The sequence below is a fragment of the Oribacterium sp. C9 genome (genome assembly GCF_002007235.1).
Taxonomy (GTDB): domain Bacteria; phylum Bacillota; class Clostridia; order Lachnospirales; family Lachnospiraceae; genus Oribacterium.
Genome location: NZ_MUHW01000034.1, coordinates 1 through 23,709, shown reverse-complemented (window position 1 = coordinate 23,709; position 23,709 = coordinate 1). Strand labels below are relative to the sequence as shown.

The 23,709-nt window shown below is 41.4% G+C and carries 22 protein-coding genes and 1 pseudogene; 21 read left to right on the top strand and 2 right to left on the bottom strand.

The window, feature by feature from the left end; all coding sequences use genetic code 11:
• From BXO88_RS15240 to BXO88_RS15220, 5 genes are all read left to right on the top strand, one after another.
• The coding region (locus BXO88_RS15240) for a hypothetical protein (RefSeq protein ID WP_206100003.1) at positions 1–1,506 on the top strand (1,506 nt) is incomplete at its 5' end.
• Complete coding sequence (locus BXO88_RS15235; RefSeq protein WP_078038584.1) at positions 1,503–1,994, top strand: N-acetyltransferase; 492 nt, start codon at positions 1,503–1,505, stop codon at positions 1,992–1,994. The genes BXO88_RS15240 and BXO88_RS15235, both read left to right, overlap by 4 nt.
• A 163-nt stretch (positions 1,995–2,157) precedes the next feature.
• Positions 2,158–2,805, top strand: a complete 648-nt coding sequence (locus BXO88_RS15230) for a GntR family transcriptional regulator (protein ID WP_078038583.1) — start codon at positions 2,158–2,160, stop codon at positions 2,803–2,805.
• 282 nt (positions 2,806–3,087) lie between these two features.
• Positions 3,088–4,347: a 3-isopropylmalate dehydratase large subunit gene (locus BXO88_RS15225; protein WP_078038582.1), complete on the top strand. Its 1,260-nt coding sequence runs from the start codon at positions 3,088–3,090 to the stop codon at positions 4,345–4,347.
• 15 nt (positions 4,348–4,362) lie between these two features.
• On the top strand, positions 4,363–4,863 hold the full coding sequence (locus tag BXO88_RS15220; protein ID WP_078038581.1) for a LeuD/DmdB family oxidoreductase small subunit: 501 nt from the start codon (positions 4,363–4,365) through the stop codon (positions 4,861–4,863).
• Between the two features lie 549 nt (positions 4,864–5,412).
• Here BXO88_RS15220 and BXO88_RS15215 read toward each other — a convergent pair.
• Together BXO88_RS15215 and BXO88_RS15210 are read right to left on the bottom strand one after the other, a co-directional pair.
• Complete coding sequence (locus tag BXO88_RS15215; protein WP_168171742.1) at positions 5,413–6,117, bottom strand: EAL domain-containing protein; 705 nt, start codon at positions 6,115–6,117, stop codon at positions 5,413–5,415.
• A 148-nt stretch (positions 6,118–6,265) separates the two neighbouring features.
• Positions 6,266–6,526: a hypothetical protein gene (locus BXO88_RS15210; RefSeq protein WP_078038579.1), complete on the bottom strand. Its 261-nt coding sequence runs from the start codon at positions 6,524–6,526 to the stop codon at positions 6,266–6,268.
• A 485-nt stretch (positions 6,527–7,011) separates the two neighbouring features.
• Here BXO88_RS15210 and BXO88_RS15205 point away from each other — a divergent pair, with 485 nt between their 5' ends.
• From BXO88_RS15205 to BXO88_RS15135, 16 genes and pseudogenes are all read left to right on the top strand, one after another.
• Positions 7,012–8,355 (top strand): MATE family efflux transporter, encoded by a 1,344-nt coding sequence (locus tag BXO88_RS15205; protein ID WP_078038578.1) that lies wholly within the window; start codon positions 7,012–7,014, stop codon positions 8,353–8,355.
• A gap of 66 nt (positions 8,356–8,421) precedes the next feature.
• Positions 8,422–8,604, top strand: a complete 183-nt coding sequence (locus tag BXO88_RS16375; protein WP_139355621.1) for a hypothetical protein — start codon at positions 8,422–8,424, stop codon at positions 8,602–8,604.
• A pseudogene (locus tag BXO88_RS15200) lies at positions 8,586–8,936 on the top strand (TrpB-like pyridoxal phosphate-dependent enzyme); the annotation flags it as partial. The gene BXO88_RS16375 and the pseudogene BXO88_RS15200, both read left to right, overlap by 19 nt.
• A gap of 116 nt (positions 8,937–9,052) precedes the next feature.
• Positions 9,053–10,069 carry a Gfo/Idh/MocA family protein gene (locus tag BXO88_RS15195; protein WP_078038577.1) on the top strand — a complete coding sequence of 339 codons (1,017 nt, stop codon included), beginning with the start codon at positions 9,053–9,055 and terminating at the stop codon, positions 10,067–10,069.
• Positions 10,070–10,560: 491 nt separating this feature from the next.
• Positions 10,561–10,773: a hypothetical protein gene (locus BXO88_RS15190; RefSeq protein ID WP_078038576.1), complete on the top strand. Its 213-nt coding sequence runs from the start codon at positions 10,561–10,563 to the stop codon at positions 10,771–10,773.
• A 47-nt stretch (positions 10,774–10,820) separates the two neighbouring features.
• Positions 10,821–11,096 (top strand): hypothetical protein, encoded by a 276-nt coding sequence (locus BXO88_RS15185; protein WP_078038575.1) that lies wholly within the window; start codon positions 10,821–10,823, stop codon positions 11,094–11,096.
• A 168-nt stretch (positions 11,097–11,264) separates the two neighbouring features.
• Positions 11,265–11,471 (top strand): hypothetical protein, encoded by a 207-nt coding sequence (locus BXO88_RS15180; RefSeq protein WP_078038574.1) that lies wholly within the window; start codon positions 11,265–11,267, stop codon positions 11,469–11,471.
• A 6-nt stretch (positions 11,472–11,477) separates the two neighbouring features.
• A complete protein-coding gene (locus tag BXO88_RS15175) occupies positions 11,478–13,241 on the top strand; it encodes an MATE family efflux transporter (RefSeq protein WP_078038573.1) in 1,764 nt (587 codons plus the stop codon).
• Positions 13,242–13,381: 140 nt separating this feature from the next.
• Positions 13,382–13,843: an InlB B-repeat-containing protein gene (locus BXO88_RS15170; protein ID WP_139355620.1), complete on the top strand. Its 462-nt coding sequence runs from the start codon at positions 13,382–13,384 to the stop codon at positions 13,841–13,843.
• A gap of 374 nt (positions 13,844–14,217) precedes the next feature.
• Positions 14,218–14,865, top strand: a complete 648-nt coding sequence (locus BXO88_RS15165; RefSeq protein ID WP_078038571.1) for a hypothetical protein — start codon at positions 14,218–14,220, stop codon at positions 14,863–14,865.
• Complete coding sequence (locus BXO88_RS15160; RefSeq protein WP_078038570.1) at positions 14,858–16,786, top strand: Mu transposase C-terminal domain-containing protein; 1,929 nt, start codon at positions 14,858–14,860, stop codon at positions 16,784–16,786. The genes BXO88_RS15165 and BXO88_RS15160 overlap by 8 nt, the downstream gene beginning before the upstream one ends.
• 4 nt (positions 16,787–16,790) lie before the next feature.
• Positions 16,791–17,783: an ATP-binding protein gene (locus tag BXO88_RS15155; protein WP_168171741.1), complete on the top strand. Its 993-nt coding sequence runs from the start codon at positions 16,791–16,793 to the stop codon at positions 17,781–17,783.
• Positions 17,752–19,107, top strand: coding sequence for a hypothetical protein (locus tag BXO88_RS15150; protein ID WP_078038568.1), 1,356 nt, complete (start codon positions 17,752–17,754; stop codon positions 19,105–19,107). The genes BXO88_RS15155 and BXO88_RS15150 overlap by 32 nt, the downstream gene beginning before the upstream one ends.
• Before the next feature lie 410 nt (positions 19,108–19,517).
• Positions 19,518–21,434 carry a hypothetical protein gene (locus BXO88_RS15145; RefSeq protein ID WP_078038567.1) on the top strand — a complete coding sequence of 639 codons (1,917 nt, stop codon included), beginning with the start codon at positions 19,518–19,520 and terminating at the stop codon, positions 21,432–21,434.
• 115 nt (positions 21,435–21,549) lie between these two features.
• Complete coding sequence (locus tag BXO88_RS15140) at positions 21,550–22,578, top strand: DUF5640 domain-containing protein (RefSeq protein WP_078038566.1); 1,029 nt, start codon at positions 21,550–21,552, stop codon at positions 22,576–22,578.
• A gap of 188 nt (positions 22,579–22,766) precedes the next feature.
• Positions 22,767–23,709 (top strand): tyrosine-type recombinase/integrase (locus BXO88_RS15135; RefSeq protein ID WP_078038565.1); only part of this gene is annotated, 943 nt, incomplete at its 3' end.

Below are 23,709 nucleotides of genomic sequence, written 5' to 3'. Positions count from 1 at the left end.
CAACTAAACTTCCGAAAAAGAATCAATGGTTACCCACTATTTTTGACGAATAACCTAATTTTCGTTATGACATCTCTGTTCGGAGTGACCTACCTCAATAGCAGTCATCCTATCCCTGCAGTTCTTCATGAAGCGACTTTATATTTATTCTGGATGCGATTTCCCATGCTGTTTATTCCTGCTCAGTTTTTGATTATTGAGATGGTATTTTTCGATGGTGATGAAAGGCTATCAAGTCTTGCATGTACCGTAGAGGGAGTAGGACACGTCATCCTTTCAACCATTTTGAGTCATTATTTTGGAATCAGCGGAATCGGTTTTTCGTCATTTATATTTATGCTGATATCTTTGTTGATTCTTTTTACACATTATTTTAAAGCGAACTCAACTCTTCATCCGATCATGCACTTTTCAGGTGTATTAATGGCTAAAACACTGCGGTACAGTATTATTGATGCAAGCTCAAACCTGTTTATTTCTGTCAGTGCAGCTTTACTGAATGTTTTTCTGGGAACATATTTCGGTCCGAAATACCTGATACTCGTGTCTGTATTTTTGTTTGGAAGAGAACTAGAGATGATATTTGACGGAATCGGTGAGGCGATCTCTCCGATAATCAGCATTTATATAGGTGAATTGTGTACTCCGGGAGTGAAGCGGATCTATACATTGGCAGAAAAGACTTCGATTCTTGAAGGTGTAGTGGTCACGATAATTCTATTTATTTCGGCTTCATTTATTCCGGAAGTTCTGGGCATTAAAGACCCTTATATAGTTCTGCTGGCAAAATCTGAACTCAGGATCACAGCATTCGCTTCGGTTTTTGTAAGTCTTATATATCTCCTGACTTCTTATTATAAATTGATTGAGAGGATATATCTGGGGCTTTTCGTAACCGCTCTGAGAGATGTACTTCTTGCCATTCCGGTGATTGTTGTATGTGGGATTCTTTTTGGGGTTTACGGTGTATTCGCAGGCATGCTGCTGGGACCGGTTCTGGCGTGGTTCATGACTATGGCATATCTTCAGCTTAGGTACAAGGAGGATGCGCCGCTGTTCCTGGGGCGCCTGAGTAAAGAGGGCAATGTTCTTCTGTATGACATGATCATTGAGCCGGAATACATAATCGAGATCCGGGACAGAATTGAAAACGATCTGAAAACCTGTTCTTGCGACAGTTTTACCATAAATCGTACCAGACTTCTGTTCGAGGAACTGTTTATGTACATCCATGAACAGAATCCGGAAAAAACGTTACAGGGAGAATGTATACTTCAGCTGAGAGAGGATTCCATCCGCATGATCACCAGAGACAATGGGAAGAAGCTCGACCTCACAGACCCTGACCTTAAGGTTGAATGTCTAAGAAGCTATGTCATCTCAAATATTTCACAGAACGTATCCTCCAAAAGACATCATCTTGTTTCCATGAGCTTAAACAGAAATGTATTTGTAGTAAAATGTGAGGAGGGCTTTCCTCCATATTCAAAGGAGTATCATTTATGAAAATACGAAAGGCATCTATTGATGATTTAAACGCAATAATGGATATTTATCATTATGCCCAAGACATGATGGCTGAAACTGGTAATGCAAGTCAATGGGGTCATAGTTATCCTACAGAAGATATAATTAAAACAGATATAGATAATGGCTGCTGTCATGTAATTTGTGGCAATGATAAAGTACATGCTGTATTTGCGATAATTACAGATGGAGAACCCGATTACGATATCATAGAGAAGGGTTCTTGGCTGAATGATAACTCGTATATTGCCGTTCACAGGGTCGCAAGCGATGGAAAAATGCATGGCATTGTAAAACTAATTATGAATTACTGCAAAGAAATATCAGCGGATATCCGCATAGATACACACCATGATAACAAGATAATGCAGGGTCAGCTTGAAAAAAACGGCTTTGTTAAATGTGGTGTGATATATGTGAGAGATGGCTCTCCAAGAATTGCATATCACTGGAGTATTGTAGAATGATATAACTACGGTTATCAGTGTAATATGATGGCAAAAATACTGACAGAAAAAACAGCGCGAAATATTTTAACAAATCAAAAATAGTGTTTTTTAAATTGACAAAGAAATGATAATGAAATAGCATTGTATTGAATATCGTATACAATCAGAAAGGTGTTTATTCATGGAATCTTTGGAATTAATGCCGGCAAGAATTAAAATCACATCAATATTAAAAAAGGCTATATACTCAGGAGAATATAAAAGTGGTCAGGAGTTAAGTTTGACGGGCGTTGCTGAACAGCTGGGAATAAGCCGGACACCGGTCAGAGAAGCTTTTCAGACTTTAGCTTCAGAAGGATTGATCACACTTCGGATGAACAAGGGAGCTGTAGTTAACAAAATTGACGAAAAATTCATCAAGGATAACTTTGAGATGCGCATCCTTTTGGAATCAGAAGCAGCGGCTAGAGCTGCAAATAACGGGATGGAAACAGAAAAGTTGCTTACTGAACTTTATAAGATGAGAGATCAAAGGCCGGACGAAATAGATGTTTCTGAATACATCGAATTGAACCAGTCCATACATACCAATATATGGAAAGCATCAGATAATTCGAAACTTACACAATATCTTTATGAACTATGGAATGGGCCAAGTACAGGTCATTCACGCCCAGAGAGTATCATACATTATCAAAAGTCCACTATGGAGCACATTGATATTCTTGAGTATATTCGGGATGGAAAGGCAAAGGATGCCAGAAAGGCGATGAGCCAACATATTGGTCGCAGCATGGAAAATATTCTTAAATATTATTCTGAAAACTAACTAACGTATTATATTGATATTTTGAGATCAGAGGATAGCCCTCTGGTCTCTTTTTTTGTGTGACAATAGTTAGATTATCTTTTCTTTTTCTATAACTAAAAAAATGGACAAAGAAAAATATATAAAAATCATATATTAAAATTGTTAATTTTGACCTTTGAGAAACTCTTGCAAAGAATTGCATTGAATGATACATTACATCCATAACTGAATATCGTATACGATATACGATATTAAATATGAATCACTGCACTAGTTTGGATAGTCTGAAAGGAGCAAATAATGCATGCTATTGAAAAAATCCTGGCTAAGAACAGCGGGAGAAAAGAAGTCAAGATGGGTGAAATAGTTACTGCGAAAGTGGATTTTGCAGAGATTAATGATCTGTATTTACAAACAGTTTATTCATTTTATGAAATGGGAGGCGAAAAAGTTTGGGACAAAGAACGTTGTGCGTTTGTGTTTGATCACTATGCGCCAACACCTGATATAAAAAGCGCAGCCAATCATAAAGAGATGCGTGAGTTCGCTCAAAAGAACGGTTTAAAATTCCATTTTGATACCAACTGTGGAGTTTGCCATCAGGTCATGCCTGAAGCTGGAGTGATTTATCCTGGGATGATAGTCGTAGCTACCGACAGTCACACGACAACTCATGGTGCGTTTGGTGCTATGGGAACTGGATGCGGTGCCACAGATATGGCGACCATATTAATGACCGGAGAGTTATGGTTCCGTGTTCCGGAAATTATTGAAGTGAGACTTGAAGGCAAAGCACCAAAAGGGGTATTTCCTAAGGATGTGATACTTGCCGTACTCGGAAAGATAAGAGCTGATGGTGCTGTATATAAGGCTATTGATTTTACGGGCAGTTATGTAGAAGAACTTAATGTGGCGGGAAGAATGACAATTTGTAATATGGCAGTAGAAATGGGAGCAAAGACAGCATATATGCAGCCAAATCAGGATGTTCTTGATTACGTCAGCAAGAGAGCGGTTCGTGATTATGAGGTGCAGTATACAGATCCTGATTATAAATATGCAGAAAGCTATGTTTTTAATGTCTCTGAAATGGAGCCAGAACTTGCATGCCCAAGCAGCGTGGAAAATGTCCACACACTTTCGAGCGTTGTTGCTGACGGGGAGGTAAGACTTAATCAGGGATACATAGGAAGCTGTACAGGTGGAAGATTTGAGGACATAGAGGTCGCGGCAAAGATTCTAAAAGGGCATCACATTCCAGAATATACAAGACTTGTAATTGTACCGGCTTCACGGGAAGTAATGATGAGATGCATGCAAAAGGGATACATTCAGGATCTTATGGAATCTGGCGCTACTATTACAACACCGGGATGCGGTGCCTGCTTAGGTGCTCATGAAGGAATACTTGCTCCGGGGGAGGTATGTATTACAAGTACCAACAGAAATTTCCCAGGAAGAATGGGTTCTACCGAAGCATTGATGTATCTGGCAAGTCCGGCTACGGTCGCAGCCAGTATGATAAACGGCACTATCACCGATCCAAGACCATATCTGTAAGGAGGAGCACGAAAGATGGAAACTAAAGTAACAGGAAAGATCATAATTGTCGGAGACAATATTGACACAGATCAGATTTATCCGGGCAGATTTTTGGCCATCACAGATCCCAAAGAAATCGGAAGCCATTGTCTTTGTGGAGTTGATGAAGCTATTGCACCTAATTTCCCTCAGGGAGGAATTGTTGTTGCCGGCAGGAATTTCGGCTGTGGCTCAAGCAGAGAGCACGCACCAATTTCATTATTAAATATGGGGGCATCAGCAGTTTTAGCAGACTCTTTTGCAAGAATCTTCTTTAGGAATTCCATAAATCTGGGCTTACTTCCAATTATCTGTAAAGGAATAAAGGACAAAGTAAAAGAAGGACAGACGCTTACTCTGGATATAGAAGCTGGTACTGTCACAATAGAGGAGACAGGAGAAGTGCTTCAGTGTGAACGGTTAGGCGATCAGGCAATGAAGATTTTAGAGGCTGGCGGTATAAAGCCAATGATGCGCAACAGATTTGGAAAGTGATCATTAAAAATGAAGGGGAGATAAAGTCATGTCAATCGAATTAGTCTTTGTCATAGGAATTCACTGGGTGGTTTAGTTGCAACATTTATTGTTAGTCTTTGGATTTGATGAAAGTAAGGATATGAAAATGAGGTTTTTGATTAATTGTTTTAGAAAACTATATTTTTTTAAAATGAATAAAAGAATCCGTGAAACCAAGGAAGAACTTCAAAGATTAAATATTGAATTTTCATTAAGGTGATATGGTTGATAAGAACATCCGTAAATCTTGATTCTTTACTTTTTATTTTGTATTCCCCCAAATACTCATTAGTGATGTCATAGAGACAATTGATTTACGAAGATGTTTATCAATAAAAAAGCTCCACCAAGGGGTACATATCAAAGTGCACCTTTGGCGGAGCTTTTTGTGTAGAAAAAGATCTCAGTCTTAAATAAAAAGCAGCTCCGTAGTGTCTAATGCTTTGAGCCCTGAACAGATGTCCGAAATGCACTCCGGTAACTTGTTGCCTGATGATAATATATTACAGAATGACAAAACAATATGATTTACGCTGGCATCTCCAAGAAGTATCCTTGGAAGAAATCAGCACCGAGCTGTTTCATACAATCGAACTCGCCCTTAGTCTCAATGCCTTCAGCAACGATCTTAACTCCACATTTATGAGAAGCCTCTATGATTTTATTACAATTCATCTGTTTAGCCTCATCAGTATCTACTCCGGTCAAAAGAGAGCGATCCAGCTTAATGATATTAGGCTTCATAAATTCGGCAATCTCTTCAGTGTTTAATCCAGATCCGAAGTCATCCAGTGCAAGAAAGTTATCACATAAGGAAATATGTTTTCGTTTCAAAGCGGAAATAACAGGATCGAATTCAGGATATTCTAAAGTCTCAACAATAAAGTGAGGAAGGTTTGCGGAGAAATAATCCCCAAAAGTTTGTATTTCCTCGTCAGCAAAGGTCTCGCAAGGGAATGAGTTTATAGAAGGCAATTCGGAATATCCACGAGCCCTGAATTCTTTCATAGCACCAAACAAAGTGGCAACCTCTAGGGTATATAGCTCATTTCTACGAGTATATTCATTTATCAGTTCAGTGACGGTCATATTGAGTGGTCTCATAAGAGCTTCTCTTGCAAATACAGTTTCTCCATCAGGGTAGAAGATAGACTGGAACACATAGTTTATCTTCAGCTCTGATAAAGCTGCGGACATTTTGGGTGAAAATGGAATATCGTTGAACTGTATCATAGAATACCTCATACAGGATTAAAACTTATAAAATCGCTTAAAAACACACGCAAACTATTATAGGCTCGAAAATTAATTTGTCTATCGTAAATTTCTGAACTCTTTATAAACAAAAATAGCCGGTATAAAACCGACTACTTTGCAAATATTAAGCTGGACAGCCTTTCTGGTTAACAACTCCGATGTCCGCCAGCGCCTTTTCAAATAATTCTTTCATCTGCTGATGTGTCAGTGAATCCTTGAAAGTGATGCTCATATCGTTAAGATAGAATTCTTTGCGAGGACTTGTTGTATCAATTCCGCCAAATCGAACATCTTTCTCATAGTGCTCACACCAACCGTATATTGAATATAAACCGTATTCACCATTCTGAGGACAGCCGCAATAAGTGCCTTTATAGTCACTCATACAATGCCTACAGCTATCGCATTTTCTTTCAGTTTCTCTACCCATAACCCCATAAATCCTTTAATGCTTTACCGAGGTATAGTAACAAGACATAGTATTTGCCTACAACTAAAATATTATCCACATAACGAATTATTACAGAAAAATTACTACATATAGAAATATGTCGCATAACGTCGCGATCCTATGGATAATGTAAGCGAAGATGCATCATCTCGTTGCCGCTTCTGCATGGCAACGTTTATTTAATGGTAGATGTTCCTCATCAATAAATGTAAGTGTTAACCAAATATTTTTATAAATTTGTTTTTTGCTGTGACCAGTCTATTTAATTTTCTGTGTATAGATATGTAGAAAAAATAATCACAAATCCAAGGAGAGAGAATCATGATATGAAAGGGCACCACTTAAGTGGTGCTTCTTTTGTTTTTTCGGAGTATAATGTCTCTTTGATTTTGTACAAATAGGTCAGGGATGATATATACATGAATAATAAAACAAATGAAGCTAAAAATCTGACACAGGTTCCTCTCTGGAGCGGCATTTTGATGTTCAGTCTGCCGCTGATAGCTTCGAATTTACTGCAGATTCTTTTCAATATTTCAGATATAGCTGTTGTTGGAAGATTTGCGGGACCCATAGCGTTGGGAGCCGTCGGATCCACAACCACATTGGTGACTCTCTATACAACTTTCATTATAGGTATTTCAAGCGGAGTAAATGTAACTGTAGCTTATGCCATAGGCAGAGGAAAAGAGGAAGCGGTTAAACGAGCTGTATTTACCGCATTTATGCTCTTTATGATAATCGGCATACTGACAATGATTTTCAGTGAAGCCACAAAGTTAAGAGTTCTTTCACTGCTCAGCACAAAACAGTCTCTGCTTCCGGGTGCCATGAACTATCTAAGGATTTATTTTCTCGGAATTCCTGCGCTGTCTATATTCAACTTCGGAAACGCCGCCTACAGCGCCTCGGGAAACACACGTAAACCATTGATGTTTCTGACCATATCAGGTTTCATTAACATACTGCTGAACCTTTACTTTGTAATAGTTATGAATCTGGATGTGGTGGGAGTTGCTCTTGCAAGTGTTATCTCGCAGTATTTTTCGGCCTTTTGCATTTTATTCTCCATCATTCGTGAGAAGTCTATAATCGGTTTAAGATTCAGAGGCATGCATTTTGACAAACAGTTTGCAAGGAGAATGCTTCCCATCAGTATAACTTCCGGTATCGCTAATGCTATTTTCCAGATTGCCAATCTTTTTGTCCAGTACGGAGTCAATACCTTCGATGCCATCACAGTGGCAGGTGCGGCAGCTGCGCAAAATGCAGACGGACTTGATTATGATGTTATGGCCGCATTTTACACTGCAGGTTCAAGCTTCATCGGGCAGAATTACGGTGCAAGACAGATGGAAAGGGTCAAAAAGATATATCATATAACTCTGTTTTACAGCTTTGTAATCGGAAGTGCCATAGGTGTAAGTCTGTACATTTTTGGAGTACCGTTTTTAAGAGTGTTTACTACCGATCCGGCAGTTGTTGAAGCCGGTATGTATCGTCTTTCCATCATGGCTTTGTCCTATGGTTTTTCTGCATTTATGGACGGTTCTATCGCTGCATCGCGAGGCCTCGGTAGAAGTCTCATCCCGACGATCATCGTTATCCTTGGCTCCTGTGTGTTCAGGATTTTGTGGATATTTACAGTTTTTGCATATTTTAAAACAGTTACATCGCTATATCTTCTGTATATTTTTTCATGGACCATCACCGGAATCGCAGAGATGATATATTTTAACAGGATTTATCGTAAGGCATATTAGTTAGCAGGGGATTTCGATTGGAAATGCCGGTGTGTGAATACCTAAGATGAATTATGGGCCTGAATTGTGACTAATATTTCTGCGCTGCTCATCAATACCATCATTACCGGAACCCTAGCATTGGGAGTGCTGTTCATGATTTCTCTTTTTCTGGCGGATAAAATAGTTAAACCACTTGAGGACAGTTACTGTAAACAAAGGCAGTTCATAGCAGATGCCGGCTCCCCTTCTTACGTTGCCATGGAATGAGCCCGATTCTGTCACAGCTCTATCATGATGGTTTGATGGAAGCTGTTTCTGTTGAGCAGACCTCGGTTTTTGCCGCAGCACAGCAGTTCGCAAGAATTGAGGGAATACTTCCGGCACCGGAGAGCAGCCATGCTATAAAAGCTGCTATAGATGAGGCACTTATGTGCAAAGAAACCGGCGAAGAAAAGACAATTCTTTTTGGTCTCACCGGAACAGGCTACTTCGATATGGTGGCTTACCAGAAGTTCAATGACGGCGAAATGAGCGATTATATTCCGACTGACGAAGAGCTTCAAAAGAGCTTTGATAGATTGCCTAAAGTTGATCTTTGATAAAAAAACAGGTATTTTATTAAAAGTGGTCTTTCGCTTGGATGATCTAAAGCAAAAGACCTTTTTCTTCCACTTTGTTTTGCATTCAATTTGTAATTATTGAGGAGAAAAATTTTATGAATTTAGGAATCGTTGGAACAGGTAAGATTGTAGCTGATGCATTGTTTGCCATGCAGCCGGTTGAAGAGATAAAGATAAGAGCTGTATTTGCAAGACCTCACAGCCGTGAAAAGGGAGAAGAGCTTGCAAAGAAGTATGGTATTCCAAAAATGTTCACGGATTATGATGAGATGCTTGATGAGAGTGACGTGGATACGGTATATATCGGACTTGTAAATATGGTTCATTATGAATATGCCAGGAAAGCACTTGAGCATGGGAAAAATGTCATACTTGAAAAGCCTTTTGTCGGAACATATTCCGAGGCCGAAGGACTCATGGAACTGGCAAAGCAAAAGGGATGTTTTATATTTGAAGCCATCACGGTTCTTCACAATGATGTGATAGGAAAGATGAAGGAGGCACTGCCTAAACTCGGCAGGATTCGCATGATGACGGCCAATTACTCTCAGTATTCAAGCCGGTATGACAGGTATCTTGCAGGGGATGTTGATCCCGCCTTTGATCCTGCATGTCTGAGCGGTGCTCTGAGGGATATCAATGTCTACAACATCCATTATGCCGCAGAACTTTTCGGAAGACCTGAAAAGGTTTCCTATCATCCGAATATAGGCTTTAACGGAGTGGACACTTCCGGAATACTGGTGATGGAGTATGACGGATTCTCAGCTGTCTGTACCGGTGCAAAAGATTCTGACAGTCCGTGTTTTGTGACCATTCAGGGTGAAAAGGGGTATATGAAAATCGATGGAAAGCCCAATGTCGCCCCCAATCTTACCATTGTGACTGTGGATGACAGCGGTGATCCGGTAAAGGATGCAGCGGGGGCAATGACCCGGAAAACTATCGTAGAAACTTTTGTTCCGGCAGAGACTCATCACAGAATGACCCGCGAATTTATTGATTTTGCCCGAATCATAGATGGTAGGAATTACGGTGAAGCAGATAGATATGCAAAGGAAACCCTGGATGTTATGAGTATTATCGAGAACAGTCAGTTGAAAGAATCGTGAGTTTTTGTGGCAGGTCCAAAGGAACTGGCATGTAGCGTCAGCCCTTCGCGAAGATAATTAAATATGCAGTTGTTATAAATACAGAAAACAAAAAGTGAAACAAGCTCTATATAGATGAATTATATTTTATATACATGTAAAGGATGTGGAGAATATCTACATCCTTTACTAAGGCTTTGGTTTGCAAAGGTAAAAGCTTAATTGAGCATTAAGTCTAACAATTGATGTCAGTTTAAGTTAAATCTGTAAAATACAAAGCCCCAAGAAAGCTCATAAATCCGAGCTTTCTTTTTTTGTACATTTTACAAAAATAAGCTCTTAGCTTTAAAAATTAAAGATAAAAACTGTAAAAAGTCGAAGCTTTAAAGATAAAACTGTAAAAAGCCGATCTTTTAAAGCTATTGCTGTAAAAAGCCGAACCTCCCCTGTTTTCTAGGAAAAATGTGCAATAATTAAACAGTAATAAAAAATATTTTCTAAGGAGGTAACAAATGTATCGTTACAAAAAACCAATTGAACGAGCGCGGAGCTCAGCTTATGGGAATAATTACTGGATATTCCATAGCAGTAAGGTCCACCGGAGGGTTGCTGTATTTTCAAATCTTGAGTATGAAAACATTCTTACTCTGGAGATGAACCCCGAAGTCGAGTGGTACTGTGAATATCCGCTTGATCCTGGCCTCAGCCTGTCCCCGGAAGCATAGAAGTTTCCGCATATGGGACATATCTCCTAAAGAAACAGGCAGTTGACATGTATATTGATGGTGAGAAACTGAGTCAGATCCAAAAGACTACCGGTATATTTGCCTCAAGAATCGGTCAACTTGTTGATGATTGTTTAAACCCGGACACAACCGGTAAAGTTACCGGATACTGCGGCCTACTTAAAGAAACCCGTAATACATTGCAGGATAACACAAAAAGGAAAAAGGATTTCTCTCTTTTACTGGAAAAGTATCCATCATTGAAAGAGTTTATATCAGGAAATTATTTTGGAGATAAAAATATACTCTCGAGAAAAACATGAATTTCAAGACCCTGCATCTAAAATTCATTAATGAGTGTAAACGACTCGGAGTCATGCAACATGAATATCCCTTTAATACAGCCAACAAGGCATATGCATCACTCTGTTCTTATGTACATAATCTGGAAAAACAGAACACTGCATTACAAATAAAACGTTTGGATAAATATGCGCGAGGCCAATGGCAAATTCGCAGGCTATGTCGATACGGGAAGATTAAAAAAGCCTGTTGCGCACTGGCTCCAGCCGGAGACGGCGATACTTTACCGCGATATGATGGTGTTCAAAGGTGCATCGGCCAATCAGCTCAAGCCTGTGCGCATCATTATGAATGAAAGGCAGCGCAAGTTCTTCTTTGGCTTGCTGATAGAATAACATAAGATGAAGGAGATAAGAAAGACTGACATAATCAGCAATGTATTTAAAAGCATGTTTGCAGTTCAGATCATGACCATGTTCACAGGGATTGTCGGGAGCGTGGTTGATGGTATGGTGACAGGCAGATTCCTTGGCGAAAATGCGATGGCGAGCTTCGGCTTTACGAATTCCGTGTCGCTTGCCGTCGCAATCGTTGGGGGAATCATGAGCACAGGAACATCGGTTGTGTGCGGCAAGAGCATCGGCAAGGGTGAACTCGAAGATACGCGGCACAGCTTTTACGCCTGTTTCAGCGCGGCACTGGCCGTTTCAGCAATTCTTGCCTTTATCATTATTGCGTTCGCTCCACTCGCTGCGAGACTGATGGGCGCACAGGGGGAGCTTGTCCTGCTTGCCGCCGATTACATACGCGGATATGGCATAGCCTGTCCCGGTATCATCTTTGTGGCTTTTTTAATGCCGGTCATGCAGATGGACGGCGAGATGAATCGGCTAATGATGGCCGTGGTCATTATGACAGTGGGTGATATTATCGCCGATCTGCTAAATGTCCTGGTCTTTCATGGCGGAATGTTCGGGATGGCACTGGCAACGGCTGTCAGTTATTATCTTGCACTGCTTTGCCTTCTGCCGCATTTCGCAAAAAAGGACGTTATCTTTGATCGTCCTTTGCTTGTCTTTGACGGCAGAATTGTCGGCGAGATGTGTCAAAACGGAATGCCGACAGCGATAACGCAGCTCGGCAGGCTGTTGATAACCTTTACTCTCAACCGTTATCTGATGGGACTCGGAGGCGGTTCCGTCGTTGCGGCGCAAGCGGTCATCATGACGGTGGGTAATCTTTGCCTTGTTCCCGGAACTGCGCTCGCTTCCGGCGTGCAGGTCGTCTCCGGTGTGCTGAATGGCGAAGAGGATCGTGTGGGTATCATACGCTTAATGCGTACGGCGATGTGCTATAATGCGACTGTAAACGGCGCATGTATGTTGCTTTTCCTCATCTTCGCGAGACCAGTTGTGAGCATGTTCTATAATGGAGGCACGTCGGCTGTCGATATGGTGGTTACGGGCTTTCGTTTTTTCGCACTCTGTATGATTTTCCATGCCATTAATCTTGTTTTTCGTAGCTACTGTCAGGGATCAGAACAGACGAAGACAGCCTATGTCATCACGATATGCGACTGTTTTGTAGGTCCGCTCGTAATGGCGTTGGTTTTGGGCGGCCTGTTCGGTGTACCTACCGTCTGGCTCTGCTATGTGTTCGGAGAAGGACTGACCAGCGTGGTCATGCTGTCGCTTTTCCGTATAAAGAACAAGGAAAGACACGGGTTTGAAGCTTTTATTCCGTTCTCGGAATCCTTTGGCGCAGACATAACGGCTGATTTTGAATATCATTTGTCGAAAAAAGATATTGCCGAAGCAGTTTCGGTATCGCAGAAAATCGGCGCATTCTGTGTTGAGAACGGCGCCCAAAAAAGAACATCGTTTCTGATGGGCCTTGCTGCGGAAGAAGCCGTAGGAAACGTAATCGAACATGGCTTCTCTGACGGAAAACCTCACAGCGTAGAAGTAAGGGTGCTTAAGAAAGATGGTGGCTGGATGCTCCGCGTCAGGGACGACTGTCGTTTGTTTGACCCCGGGAAATACATAGAACAGTACACCGGCGACGATCCTTCCGCCAACATCGGGCTGAAACTGCTGCGTGAGATCGCATTGGAAATAACGTATGTCAACGCTCTGAAGCTGAACAATCTCATGATTAAAGTCTGATTTTCAGCTCCGTCATGGGATAAATGGTTTCGTTGGTATTTTCCGTTCGCCTGCTAAAGGCGGAACCTATAGCAAGATGTAGAATTTGCCTTTGCGCCCCGAACTGTGCAAAGAATTATAAGGATTGCTATAATTCTCCGGTGACGACTGAAAATGCCACCACCGCCCCGACAGCCGGATATACCACAACCATCCCTACAGCAACCGAAGCTGGAACCTACTATGTATGGTATAAAGCCGTAGGTGATGATGCCCATGTAGATAGTGAACCTGATGTTGTTACTGTAACTATCGGTGAAGAAATATTAGTAAAATATGAATCAAACGGCGGAAGCGGCACTATGGAAGACCAGAAGGTCGAGAAGGGTGTTGATACAGCATTAAATACCAATACATTTACACGAGACGGATATACCTTTAAGGAGTGGAACACCAAGGCGGATGGAAGCGGAGATTCCTATAATGATAAGGCTGTGGTAAATCTTGATTCCAGTCTCACTCTTTATGCACAGTGGAAGGAGATAGAGAAGCATACTCACCATCTCGAAAAGGTTGAGGCTGTTGAGCCGGGCTGTGAGACAGAAGGTAATAAGGAATTTTAGCTTTAAAATGTTCGGCTTTTTACAGTTTTAACTTGAATATCGTCGGCTTTTTACATTTTACAGCCCTATCTTTACGGATTTTACAGTTTTAGCCTGAACCGACATGAAATTTGTCGGTTTAAGTTAATACTGTAAAATCACAACCCCTTAGAAAGCTTGGAAATCCGAGCTTTCTTTTTTGTACATTTTACAAAAATAAGCTTTTAGCTTTAAAAATTAAAGATAAAAGCTGTAAAAAGCCGAAGCTTTAAAGATAAAACTATAAAAAGCCGAACTTTTAAAGCTATTGCTGTAAAAAGCCGAACCTCCCCTGTTTTCTAGGAAAAATATGTAATAATTAAACAGTAATGAAAATATTTCTAAGGAGGTAACAAATGTATCGTTACAAAAAACCAATTGAACGAGCGCGGAGCTCAGCTTATGGGAATAATTACTGGATATTCCATAGCAGTAAGGTCCACCGGAGGGTTGCTGTATTTTCAAATCTTGAGTATGAAAACATTCTTACTCTGGAGATGGACCCCGAAGTCGAGTGGTACTGTGAATATCCGCTTGAAACAACTGTATATGTTGGTGGGAAAGAAGAAAAGATCCTTTTCGATGTGTGGGTCAAATATACCGATGGGCGTGAGGCTTTTCAGGGTGTAGCATATACGACCACAGAAGAGACACATAAAACAATCGCAATGCAGGCCAAGTGGTGTATTCAGAACGGACTTGAATTTGAATTCCGCAATGAAAAGGTAATACATAAAGGCCGGTACTTTATAAGGAATTTGAATGTACTTGCGGCAAGAGCAAGAAGATTCCGATTGTCTTCAGTCAATGCAGACCAGATGATCAGAGGATTCCTTCACGAGAAGAAAAGAATCACTATAGAAGAGCTTGTAGGAAGCGGCTGGTTTGAAAGTGAGAGGACAATTGACTATCTGGCCGACCTTTACTACAGAGGAATCATAAACCTTCACAACATTCCTTCGGAATGTATTAACGGAAAAATGGAGGTGATAATCTGTGGCTAACAAAAAACATAACCTGTCAGAACTCAAAAAACAGCGACTTTCCTGGCCTCAGCCTGTCCCCGGAAGCATAGAAGTTTCCGCATATGGGACGTATCTCCTTAAGAAACAGGCAGTTGACATGTATATTGATGGTGAGAAACTGAGCCAGATTCAAAAGACTACCGGTATATTTGCTTCAAGAATCGGTCATCTTGTTGATGATTGCATAGAGCCGGACACAAGCGGTAAAGTCGCCGGGTACTGTGGACTTCTTAAAGAAAAAAGTATTACGTTGAAGAAGAACACAAAAAGAGGAAAGGATTTTTCTTTTTTACTGGAAAAGTACCCCTCATTACATGAGTTTATTGCAGGAAACTATTTTGGAGATAAAAAATATACACTCGAGAAAAACATGAATTTCAAGACCCTGCATCTAAAATTCATTAATGAGTGTAAACGACTCGGAGTCATGCAACATGAATATCCCTTTAATACAGCCAACAAGGCATATGCATCACTCTGTTCTTATGTACATAATCTGGAAAAACAGAACACTGCATTACAAATAAAACGTCTGGATAAAGATTCTTCCCAGAAACTATCATCGACCGGGCTTGGAACAAGATACTCATCCAATCCTCTGTATCCTTTTTCGGTAGTACAGATCGATGGCCATATTATTGACATGGTATATACGATTGAAATCCCCAACGAGGATGGGACCGTGAGCACACTGATTGCTACCCGGGCTTGGCTTATCGCAGTGATCGATGTGGCAACAAGATGTATCCTTGGATATTCCGTATCACAGGAATTCAACTACAATCAGTATGATATCATGGACGCCATAAAAGATGCCATTGTTCCGAAAGAATTAAAAGACCTCTCTATCACAGAGATATCATATCCTGCAAACGGAGGTTTCTACTCAACAGCATTCCCTAATCTCAGATATGTTCTTTTTGATTCCATAATGCTTGATAATGCCAAATCACATCTGTTCTCATTCACGCTTGAGAAGCTGGTAGACGGTCTGCAGTGTACTGTGAATTATGGCTCAGTTGCGACTCCGGAAACACGAGGTATCATAGAAAGATTCTTTCAGACCATTGAAATACATGGTTTTCACAAACTTCCCATGACGACAGGTTCATCAATATCAGATCTAAAGAGAAAAGACCCGGAAAAATCAGCCATCAAATATCATGTCACATATGACCAGATAACTGAACTTATGGATGTTCTGATCGCTGAGTACAACAATACACCTCATAGCGGGATTGATAACCTTTCCCCTATTGAATGTATGTTCAAAAAGGTATATGAGGCAGGAATGTCACCGTGCATTTCAGATGAAGAAACTGTTTCGGAGATAATAAACAGTCTGAATCTCCGCGTAGCTGAGAGGACTGTTCGTGGTCACGTGAAGAAGGGTAAACGACCATATGTTCAGTTCTTGGGATGTGAGTACAGGAGCAGACTGCTGGCGGCTTCAGAATTGTATGTAGGTCAAAAGATTAGCATAGTTTATGATCCGAGAGATATTTCCACACTAAAGGCATATTCAATGGAAGGGAAATACATTGATACCCTGACAGCCCGAGGCGAATTCGGTACAAAATCCCACTCCGTAAAGACCAGGGAAAATGCATTGAAACTTGCTCGTGAACGAGGAAGGCAGGGTCTCGAGTTCGATACTCCTATAGAGTCTTATATGGAGCATTTGAAAAAAGAGAGTAAAAAGAGCAGGAGAGCAGCTACCCGTTCTGATATTGTACGTCGGGAAACAGAAATTGTCGAAACAGCTCATAGCCGGAAAAAGGATGACAACATTATTCCTCTCACAAACCGAAACAAGTCTGAGAAATTACCTTCTGCAGATGATATCAGGAATCTCTCGGCAGAAGAACTATACCAAGTACTGTTTGAAGAGAGGAGCTGACAAAATGAAAAAGAATGAACTTATTACAGAGCAGATGATGTCAGAAATGACCATCAGGTACCTTACATCACCATTTTTTGTGATCCCGACAAAGGGGATACTTGATACTGAAGTAAAAATTAAGACCTGGATCACACTAGGGGCTTGTGGGGGAATCATTTATGGAAGGCCGCGTATCGGAAAGACCCGGTGTCTTTATCATATAGCAAAAACGTTGACTTCTGATGAATATGGAAATCTCCCTGTGATCATATGGAACCTTACAGACCATGCTGAGACTGAAAAGAATTTCTATTCCACGCTTTTGATGGCGATGGGGTATGAATGTCCCAAAAGTACTACTGCGTTATTTATCAAAGAGCGTGTGATCAATACCCTTATCGTAATGGCTTGTGAAACACCATTCAGAAGAGTAGTCCTGCTTATTGATGAGGCATGGAAGTTTTATGAAAAAGACTTTGCCTGGCTAATGGATCTTTATAACAACCTTATAGCTCTTGATATTCAGTTATATGCCTTTATGTTTGGCACAAGAGAACTAAAGGATCTTAAGATTTCTTTCAAACAGCGTGGAAAAGACCAGATCATAGGAAGGTTCATGATAAATGAGATAAGATACAGCGGTATAAATTCTGAGAAAGAGCTCAGTTTCTGTCTGGCTTCCATGGACAAGCTTAAGATGGTCACGGATGGTTATAAGAAGCTGGACAAGTCCCTTCTTGATTTTTATTTTCCGAACGCTTACGGAAAGAGTTTCTATGATCTTTCCGCTGCATACTATGAAGCATTTATGAAAATACGTGGTAATCATGGAATAGCATCAGCCGACATCCCGATGAAGTATTTCATAGATTCGTTCATTATATGTCTTAATCTTTATGGAATCTATGGCAGTAAGGCTGTGGCCTTTCCGGGGGCGGAGGAATTGACGGAATGTATTGAGATGAGTGGATATGGAGAATCAGATGATGAATACAGTAGGAAGAATGCCGGCTGACAATCGGGGACATAAGCCTTATATCTGGAAAAGGGAATGGGTAAGGCCCTATGAGTCACTGTTTGGGGTAATGCTTAACTTTTGCAGGGTAAATTCGCTTGATGGTAAAACAGCAGAAAAAAAGCTCAGGCAGATTTATAAGAATCTCCAGATTACATCAGATCATGATTATTTAATAAGAATTAAAAAACCATATTTGGAGCTGCTTCTTCCCAACTGGTATATGCCAGAGATGCAAGATTTATATTACATGCATAATGGTCAACAGATCATTGATCCGAAGCTGTACTATTGCCCCGAATGTATTAAAAATGGATATCACTCATATTTTCACCAGCTGGTAAACGCAAAAAAATGTGAGATTCATGGGGTTGAACTCGTATGCGACGAATTATCAGGATGTATAAAAGATAATTTAGCAGTAATAGAATATAATTCCTGTTCTTTGGCAATAAAAAATGCCAGAAACCTTGTTCATCCATGTCTTAGGCATACGGAAGGTGAACCCTTCCACACCAACTGGCTTCATGGCAAATATACAAAGCTGATCCATTATGTGTCCATGGGTGATTATCCCTATGAAAATATAAAGCAGGAACTACATTGCCCTTATGATTTTGTCGTAGAAAAGAAGTATGACTGGCACAAGGTTTTGAAAAATCACTACAAAAGCTATGAAGAGCTGTTTGAGGGGCTTCTGAATGATGAGGAACTGCCCGGAGCCATAAGATTGTTTAACCGGTATGAAACAGCAGATTATGATAATGACGAGTGGCATCAAACTAAGTCAATGATAACGAAATATAATATTATTGAGTACTATCTTTACTGTAAATGCATGAACTTTACCAGGGAGGAAAGGAGGCTGGACTATAAAGAAAGGCTTGTAGGCTTTAATGATGTCATCTGCGAAGAGGATGATCCAAGACTCAAATACAGCTTTATATGGTCACTAAAGGATTCAAATGATAGTAATATAATACTTTCTATGTACTGGTTTCTATGTCCTGGCAGTATTGAAAATCATTGTGTACGTAATGTTTTTAATGGCATTCGTTTAGAAGATGTGAAAGTATACGAATTGGATGAAGATTATTCCGGGATAAATAATCTGTTAGCAAGTATGTATATCATTGAAGATATGTTCGAACAGCTCTGGAAACAGTATATCTATCTATCAAAGAAACCCGGGGGTGTCAAAGTCGGTGATGGCTGGAAAGAACTGATCATACCTGAATATTTCATTGCTATGAGCAGAACTGACGATGGTTTTGAAATATTCAGACTAGATCCTGTTTTTCCGGGATATCGCTGGAACTATTGAGCTTAAGGGTGAAAAGCAGGAAGTTATCAGACAGGCAGGATAAATGACAATACTATGAATATAAAGAATATATTGTTTTTCTGAAAAAGCTTTATAAACAGAAAAACAATAGCCGATGTTAATTCCTATAGGGAAAGAACCGGGAAGTTCTTTTTACAGTTTGGGGATGTTTTCTCAGAAAGGAATTGACATTTGATGAGGGGTAGGTTTACGCTTTCACAGCACAGCACAGTAAGGTAAACTGCGCCTTTTTGTCTTGCTCTAAAACAGAATACTATATTCGTGATGGATGACCGTCGGATTCTGACGGGGTAAGTATACCCTGTCAGGTTCGGCGGTTTTTTGTGTGTACATCATGGTCAGCGGCGGCCATAACAGCCGTGAAATAAGAAAAAAGGAGATAACAGCTTATGAAAACAAAGAAACGACTTTTGAGCATCCTGCTCAGCCTTGTGATGGTGCTGGGGCTGATGCCGGGGATGAGCCTGACGGTGTATGCTTCCGAGACGTGGGGCACAAATACGACTATTGATTCCACCAGAACAATCAACGGTGGTGTCACTGTCAATGACAACATCACGCTGACGATTAATAATGGCGTGACGCTGACTGTCAAAGAAGGCATTAGTGGCAATAATACTCTGACCGTCACGGGCGGAGGTAGGCTGATCGTCTATGGCAGCGACGGCAATGATGGTGGGGACGACGGCGACGGCGGCGACGGTGTATCTGGCAACGTAACTGTTAACAGTGGTTTAATAACAGTGACTGGGGGCTCAGGCCGCAGAGGCGGCGAAAGCGAGCAAGGCCACGGCGGCGACGGCGGCGACGGCGGCTGCGGTGTATCTGGCAACGTAACTGTTAACAGTGGTTCAATAACAGTGACTGGGGGCTCAGGCGGCTTCGGCGGCGACAGCATCGAAGCCGAAGACGGTAGCGACGGCAATGCAGGCCGGGCCGTCACGGGAACGATCTCTTACACCGTGACCTACAAGGTAGTGGGCGGCACATGGTCGAATGGCAGCTCGGCAGATAAGACAGAGACCGTTCAAGATGGATCGCAGCCTGCCAGCGTACCTACAGGCATGAAAGCATCTGAAGGATATACGGGCGGATCGTGGGATACAGACCCGGCTAATGCGACCATCAATGAAGCGAAGACATTCACTTATACCTTCACAGCGAAGCCGGCTGCAACGGTTACCAAAGCTCCAACAGCAAAGAGCCTGACTTATACCGGTTCTGCACAGGAACTTGTGACGGCGGGAGAAGCGTCTGGCGGCACAATGCAGTACACCATTGGCGATAATACAACCAAGGCCCCGACCGCTGGCTGGGACACATCCATCCCTACAGCCGCCAACGTGGGAACCTATTATGTATGGTACAAGGCAAAAGGTGATGGTGATCACATAGACAGTGCTCCCGGAGTTGTTTCAGTAACCATCAAAGAAAGCACGTCAGCTCATACCCATACTTTTAAGCTGGTTGAAGCAAAAGAGCCTACATGTACAGAAGATGGCTATGATGAACATTATGAGTGCCCTGAATGTGGTGCATGGTTCGAGGATAGAAGCGGACACCATCAGCTTAGTGTAACAGAAAAAGCTGAAATAACTAAAAAAGCCACAGGTCATAAATGGGACAGTGGTGTGGTAACAAAGGAAGCCACTTATGATGAGACCGGAATAAAGACATATACATGTTCAGTATGCGGTGAAACAAAGGAAGAGACCATACCAAAGAAGACCAGAAGCTATTCAAATGACAGCGACAATGACAGCAGCGACAGCGGAAGCAGCGGCGGTGGATCAAGAGGTAAGTCAGGAAGCTTCAGCACCCAGAGTCTGGATGTGAATGGAAATGCTTTTGGTGGTCCTTCAGCCGGACATCAGCCGGATTCAGGTATGCCTGTAAGTGACAGAGGCGGAAACTGGGGAAGCATGTCTAATAATTGGAGCTATACAAAGTCAGACGGAACACTTGCAAAAAATGAATGGCTGAATCTTGAATACAACGGACATACATACTGGTACTTTTTCGATGGCAACAGCACCATGCAGACCGACTGGTTAAATTACAACGGTGCGACCTATTACTTCGTTCCCGATATGGACGGATGGCGTGGAAGAATGGCAACAGGATGGCATCAGATAGGTGAAAAGTGGTACTACTTTGAACCAACAGCAGGTGCATATCAGGGCGTGATGTACCGTGGTGCTGTCACACCTGACGGACACATAGTAGGCGCAGACGGAGCATGGAACGGAGTAGGAACAACTCCTGAAAGTTCTGCACAGACAGGAACTACTGCAAACGGCACTTGAAAAGAAGATTTAGTCAGTAGCCGGTCAGCTTGGACTATTGGAGCATGACCGGTTACCATAAATCAGTGTAATAGAAAAGACTAAGTGTTTACGTTATAAAGAAAGGTCTATCCATATGAAGAAAAAATTATTGAAGGGAGTAGGAATTCTGGTCATGGCGGGATGCCTCATGACCACCATGGTAAAGAATGTCGGGGCCACTGAGAATCCGGCAAATGATGTGGTGAGTGAAGGAAATACTTCCGATTCAGGAGATAAAAATGATTCGTCAGACACAAATGACGGAGCAGGCGCAAAAAATGATGATGCCGGAAATACCGAAGGCGGTGGAAGCGGCAATAATGACTCGGGCAGCGGAAAGTCCGGTGATTCTGCAGACGGTGACAATGCTTCCGGAAATAACGAAGGCGGATCAGGCAACTCGGATGATGTAAGCGGAAACAGCCAGGACACAGCAGGCGGAAATGGTGCCGGTGGGGCAGGCGATTCATCAGGAAACAATGATGACACATCCGGTGATTCATCCGAAAACGATAAATCAGAGGATGAAAATGACGATACTTCCGGTGACAAGAAGGATACAGATTCCGAAAATGTAAATTCCGATTCAGATAAAGCAGATGCAGATTCAAACATAGAAGAAGGACAGGTATCTGATGAGTCTGAGAACCCGGTGGAAAAATCCGATGAAGATGAAGTTGTCGAAGGAGAAACCGAGGACAAAACAACAGAGGCAGAAGAAGTAAAGGAAAGCGAAACAGAACCGGAGGAGTCACTTCCCGAGGAGAGTCTGCCTGAAGAGACAAAGCCGGTGGAGACATTGCCTGAGACAACAGCTGCAGCTGCAAAGCAGAAGGTGAAGGAAAAAGAGTATCTCACCATGGAAGACATTGCAGGAACATGGACCATCGACGATATAACCACCTACAGCTTCAAGGCTGACGGCACAGGAGCGCTGATCCTTCCAAAGAACAGATACAGCTTCAAGTACACCCTTGAAGAAAATGAGATGAAGATCGACTTCGAAAACAAGAAGCTTAGAGACAGCACATTTAAGGTATCCATGATGGATGGAGTCCTTACCCTTCAGTGCACAGATGAGTACTTCGAAAACGAGTTCACTCTTGAAAAGATTGAGGACTAGATATCATAAATCTCGTAAAAATGGTGATAGCAGTTCAATGCTGTCACTATTTTTATTGGGAAAACATGAGAGCAGTGGAAAAAGCAAATGAAACATCGCTGGTGTAACCGCATATTTATATCGCGTAAAATATCTATTTTATGTGGTATAATGTAAATGTACATTATATTTCATTTGGAGGTCCCAAAATGGGTAAAGATTCCAGATACTATATGAATTCAAAGAAGGAAAAGCTCCTAAGTATTGAGGAAATAAAACGGCTGCTTCCAAAATGCATAGCATCATATTTAGATTCATGTGTATTGAAATATCAGATAAATACAGCAGTTGCATATGCCAAAGATGTGAAGTTATTCTTTGATTTTTTAAAAGCACGTAATCCAAGATGTAAATCTATAGAGATAAAGGAGATTCCTCTGGAAGTCCTAAGTGCATTAAATGCTGAAGACATAAATGAATTCCAAAAATTTATGGTAATGAATGAAGGTGGTTCCGGGCATATGGTCAGTAATCGTACTATGGCAAGGAAAATGGCCACCCTCCGTAATTTTTTTGGATATATGGCTGATAAGGGATTTATTCCTGAAGATCCTACAATCAAAGCGGATAAAAACCGAAAATATACAGAAAACGATATAAAACGACTGGATATTGATGAAGCTAAGAGGCTTATAACAGCTGTCGAAGAAACAAAACTGGCCACAAAACGTAGCGTTGCAAGATCCGGTAACACAGCCAAAAGAGATCTTGCTATTGTTATTCTGCTGTTGAACCTTAGTATCAGAGTTTCTGAATGTGCAGGACTTGATTTAAGTGATGTGAATTTCGAAGATAATACCATAAAGGTCGTAAGAAAAGGCGGAAAAGAAGCAATTCTCTACATGAATGAGAAAATACGTAACACTATGCGTGATTATATCAAGAACGAGCGTCCTTTGCTTGTGAACGGTGCTAAAGAGGAGGCGCTCTTCATATCTTTAAAGAAAAACAGACTTTCAGTAAGAAGCATTCAGGATATGCTTAAAAAATATGGGGATGGTGCCATGCTGACAGATCGTGTCCATCCGCATAAACTACGAAATCCAAACTTAAATAAAATCCAAACTTTCCGCCAACAAATGCGATTATATC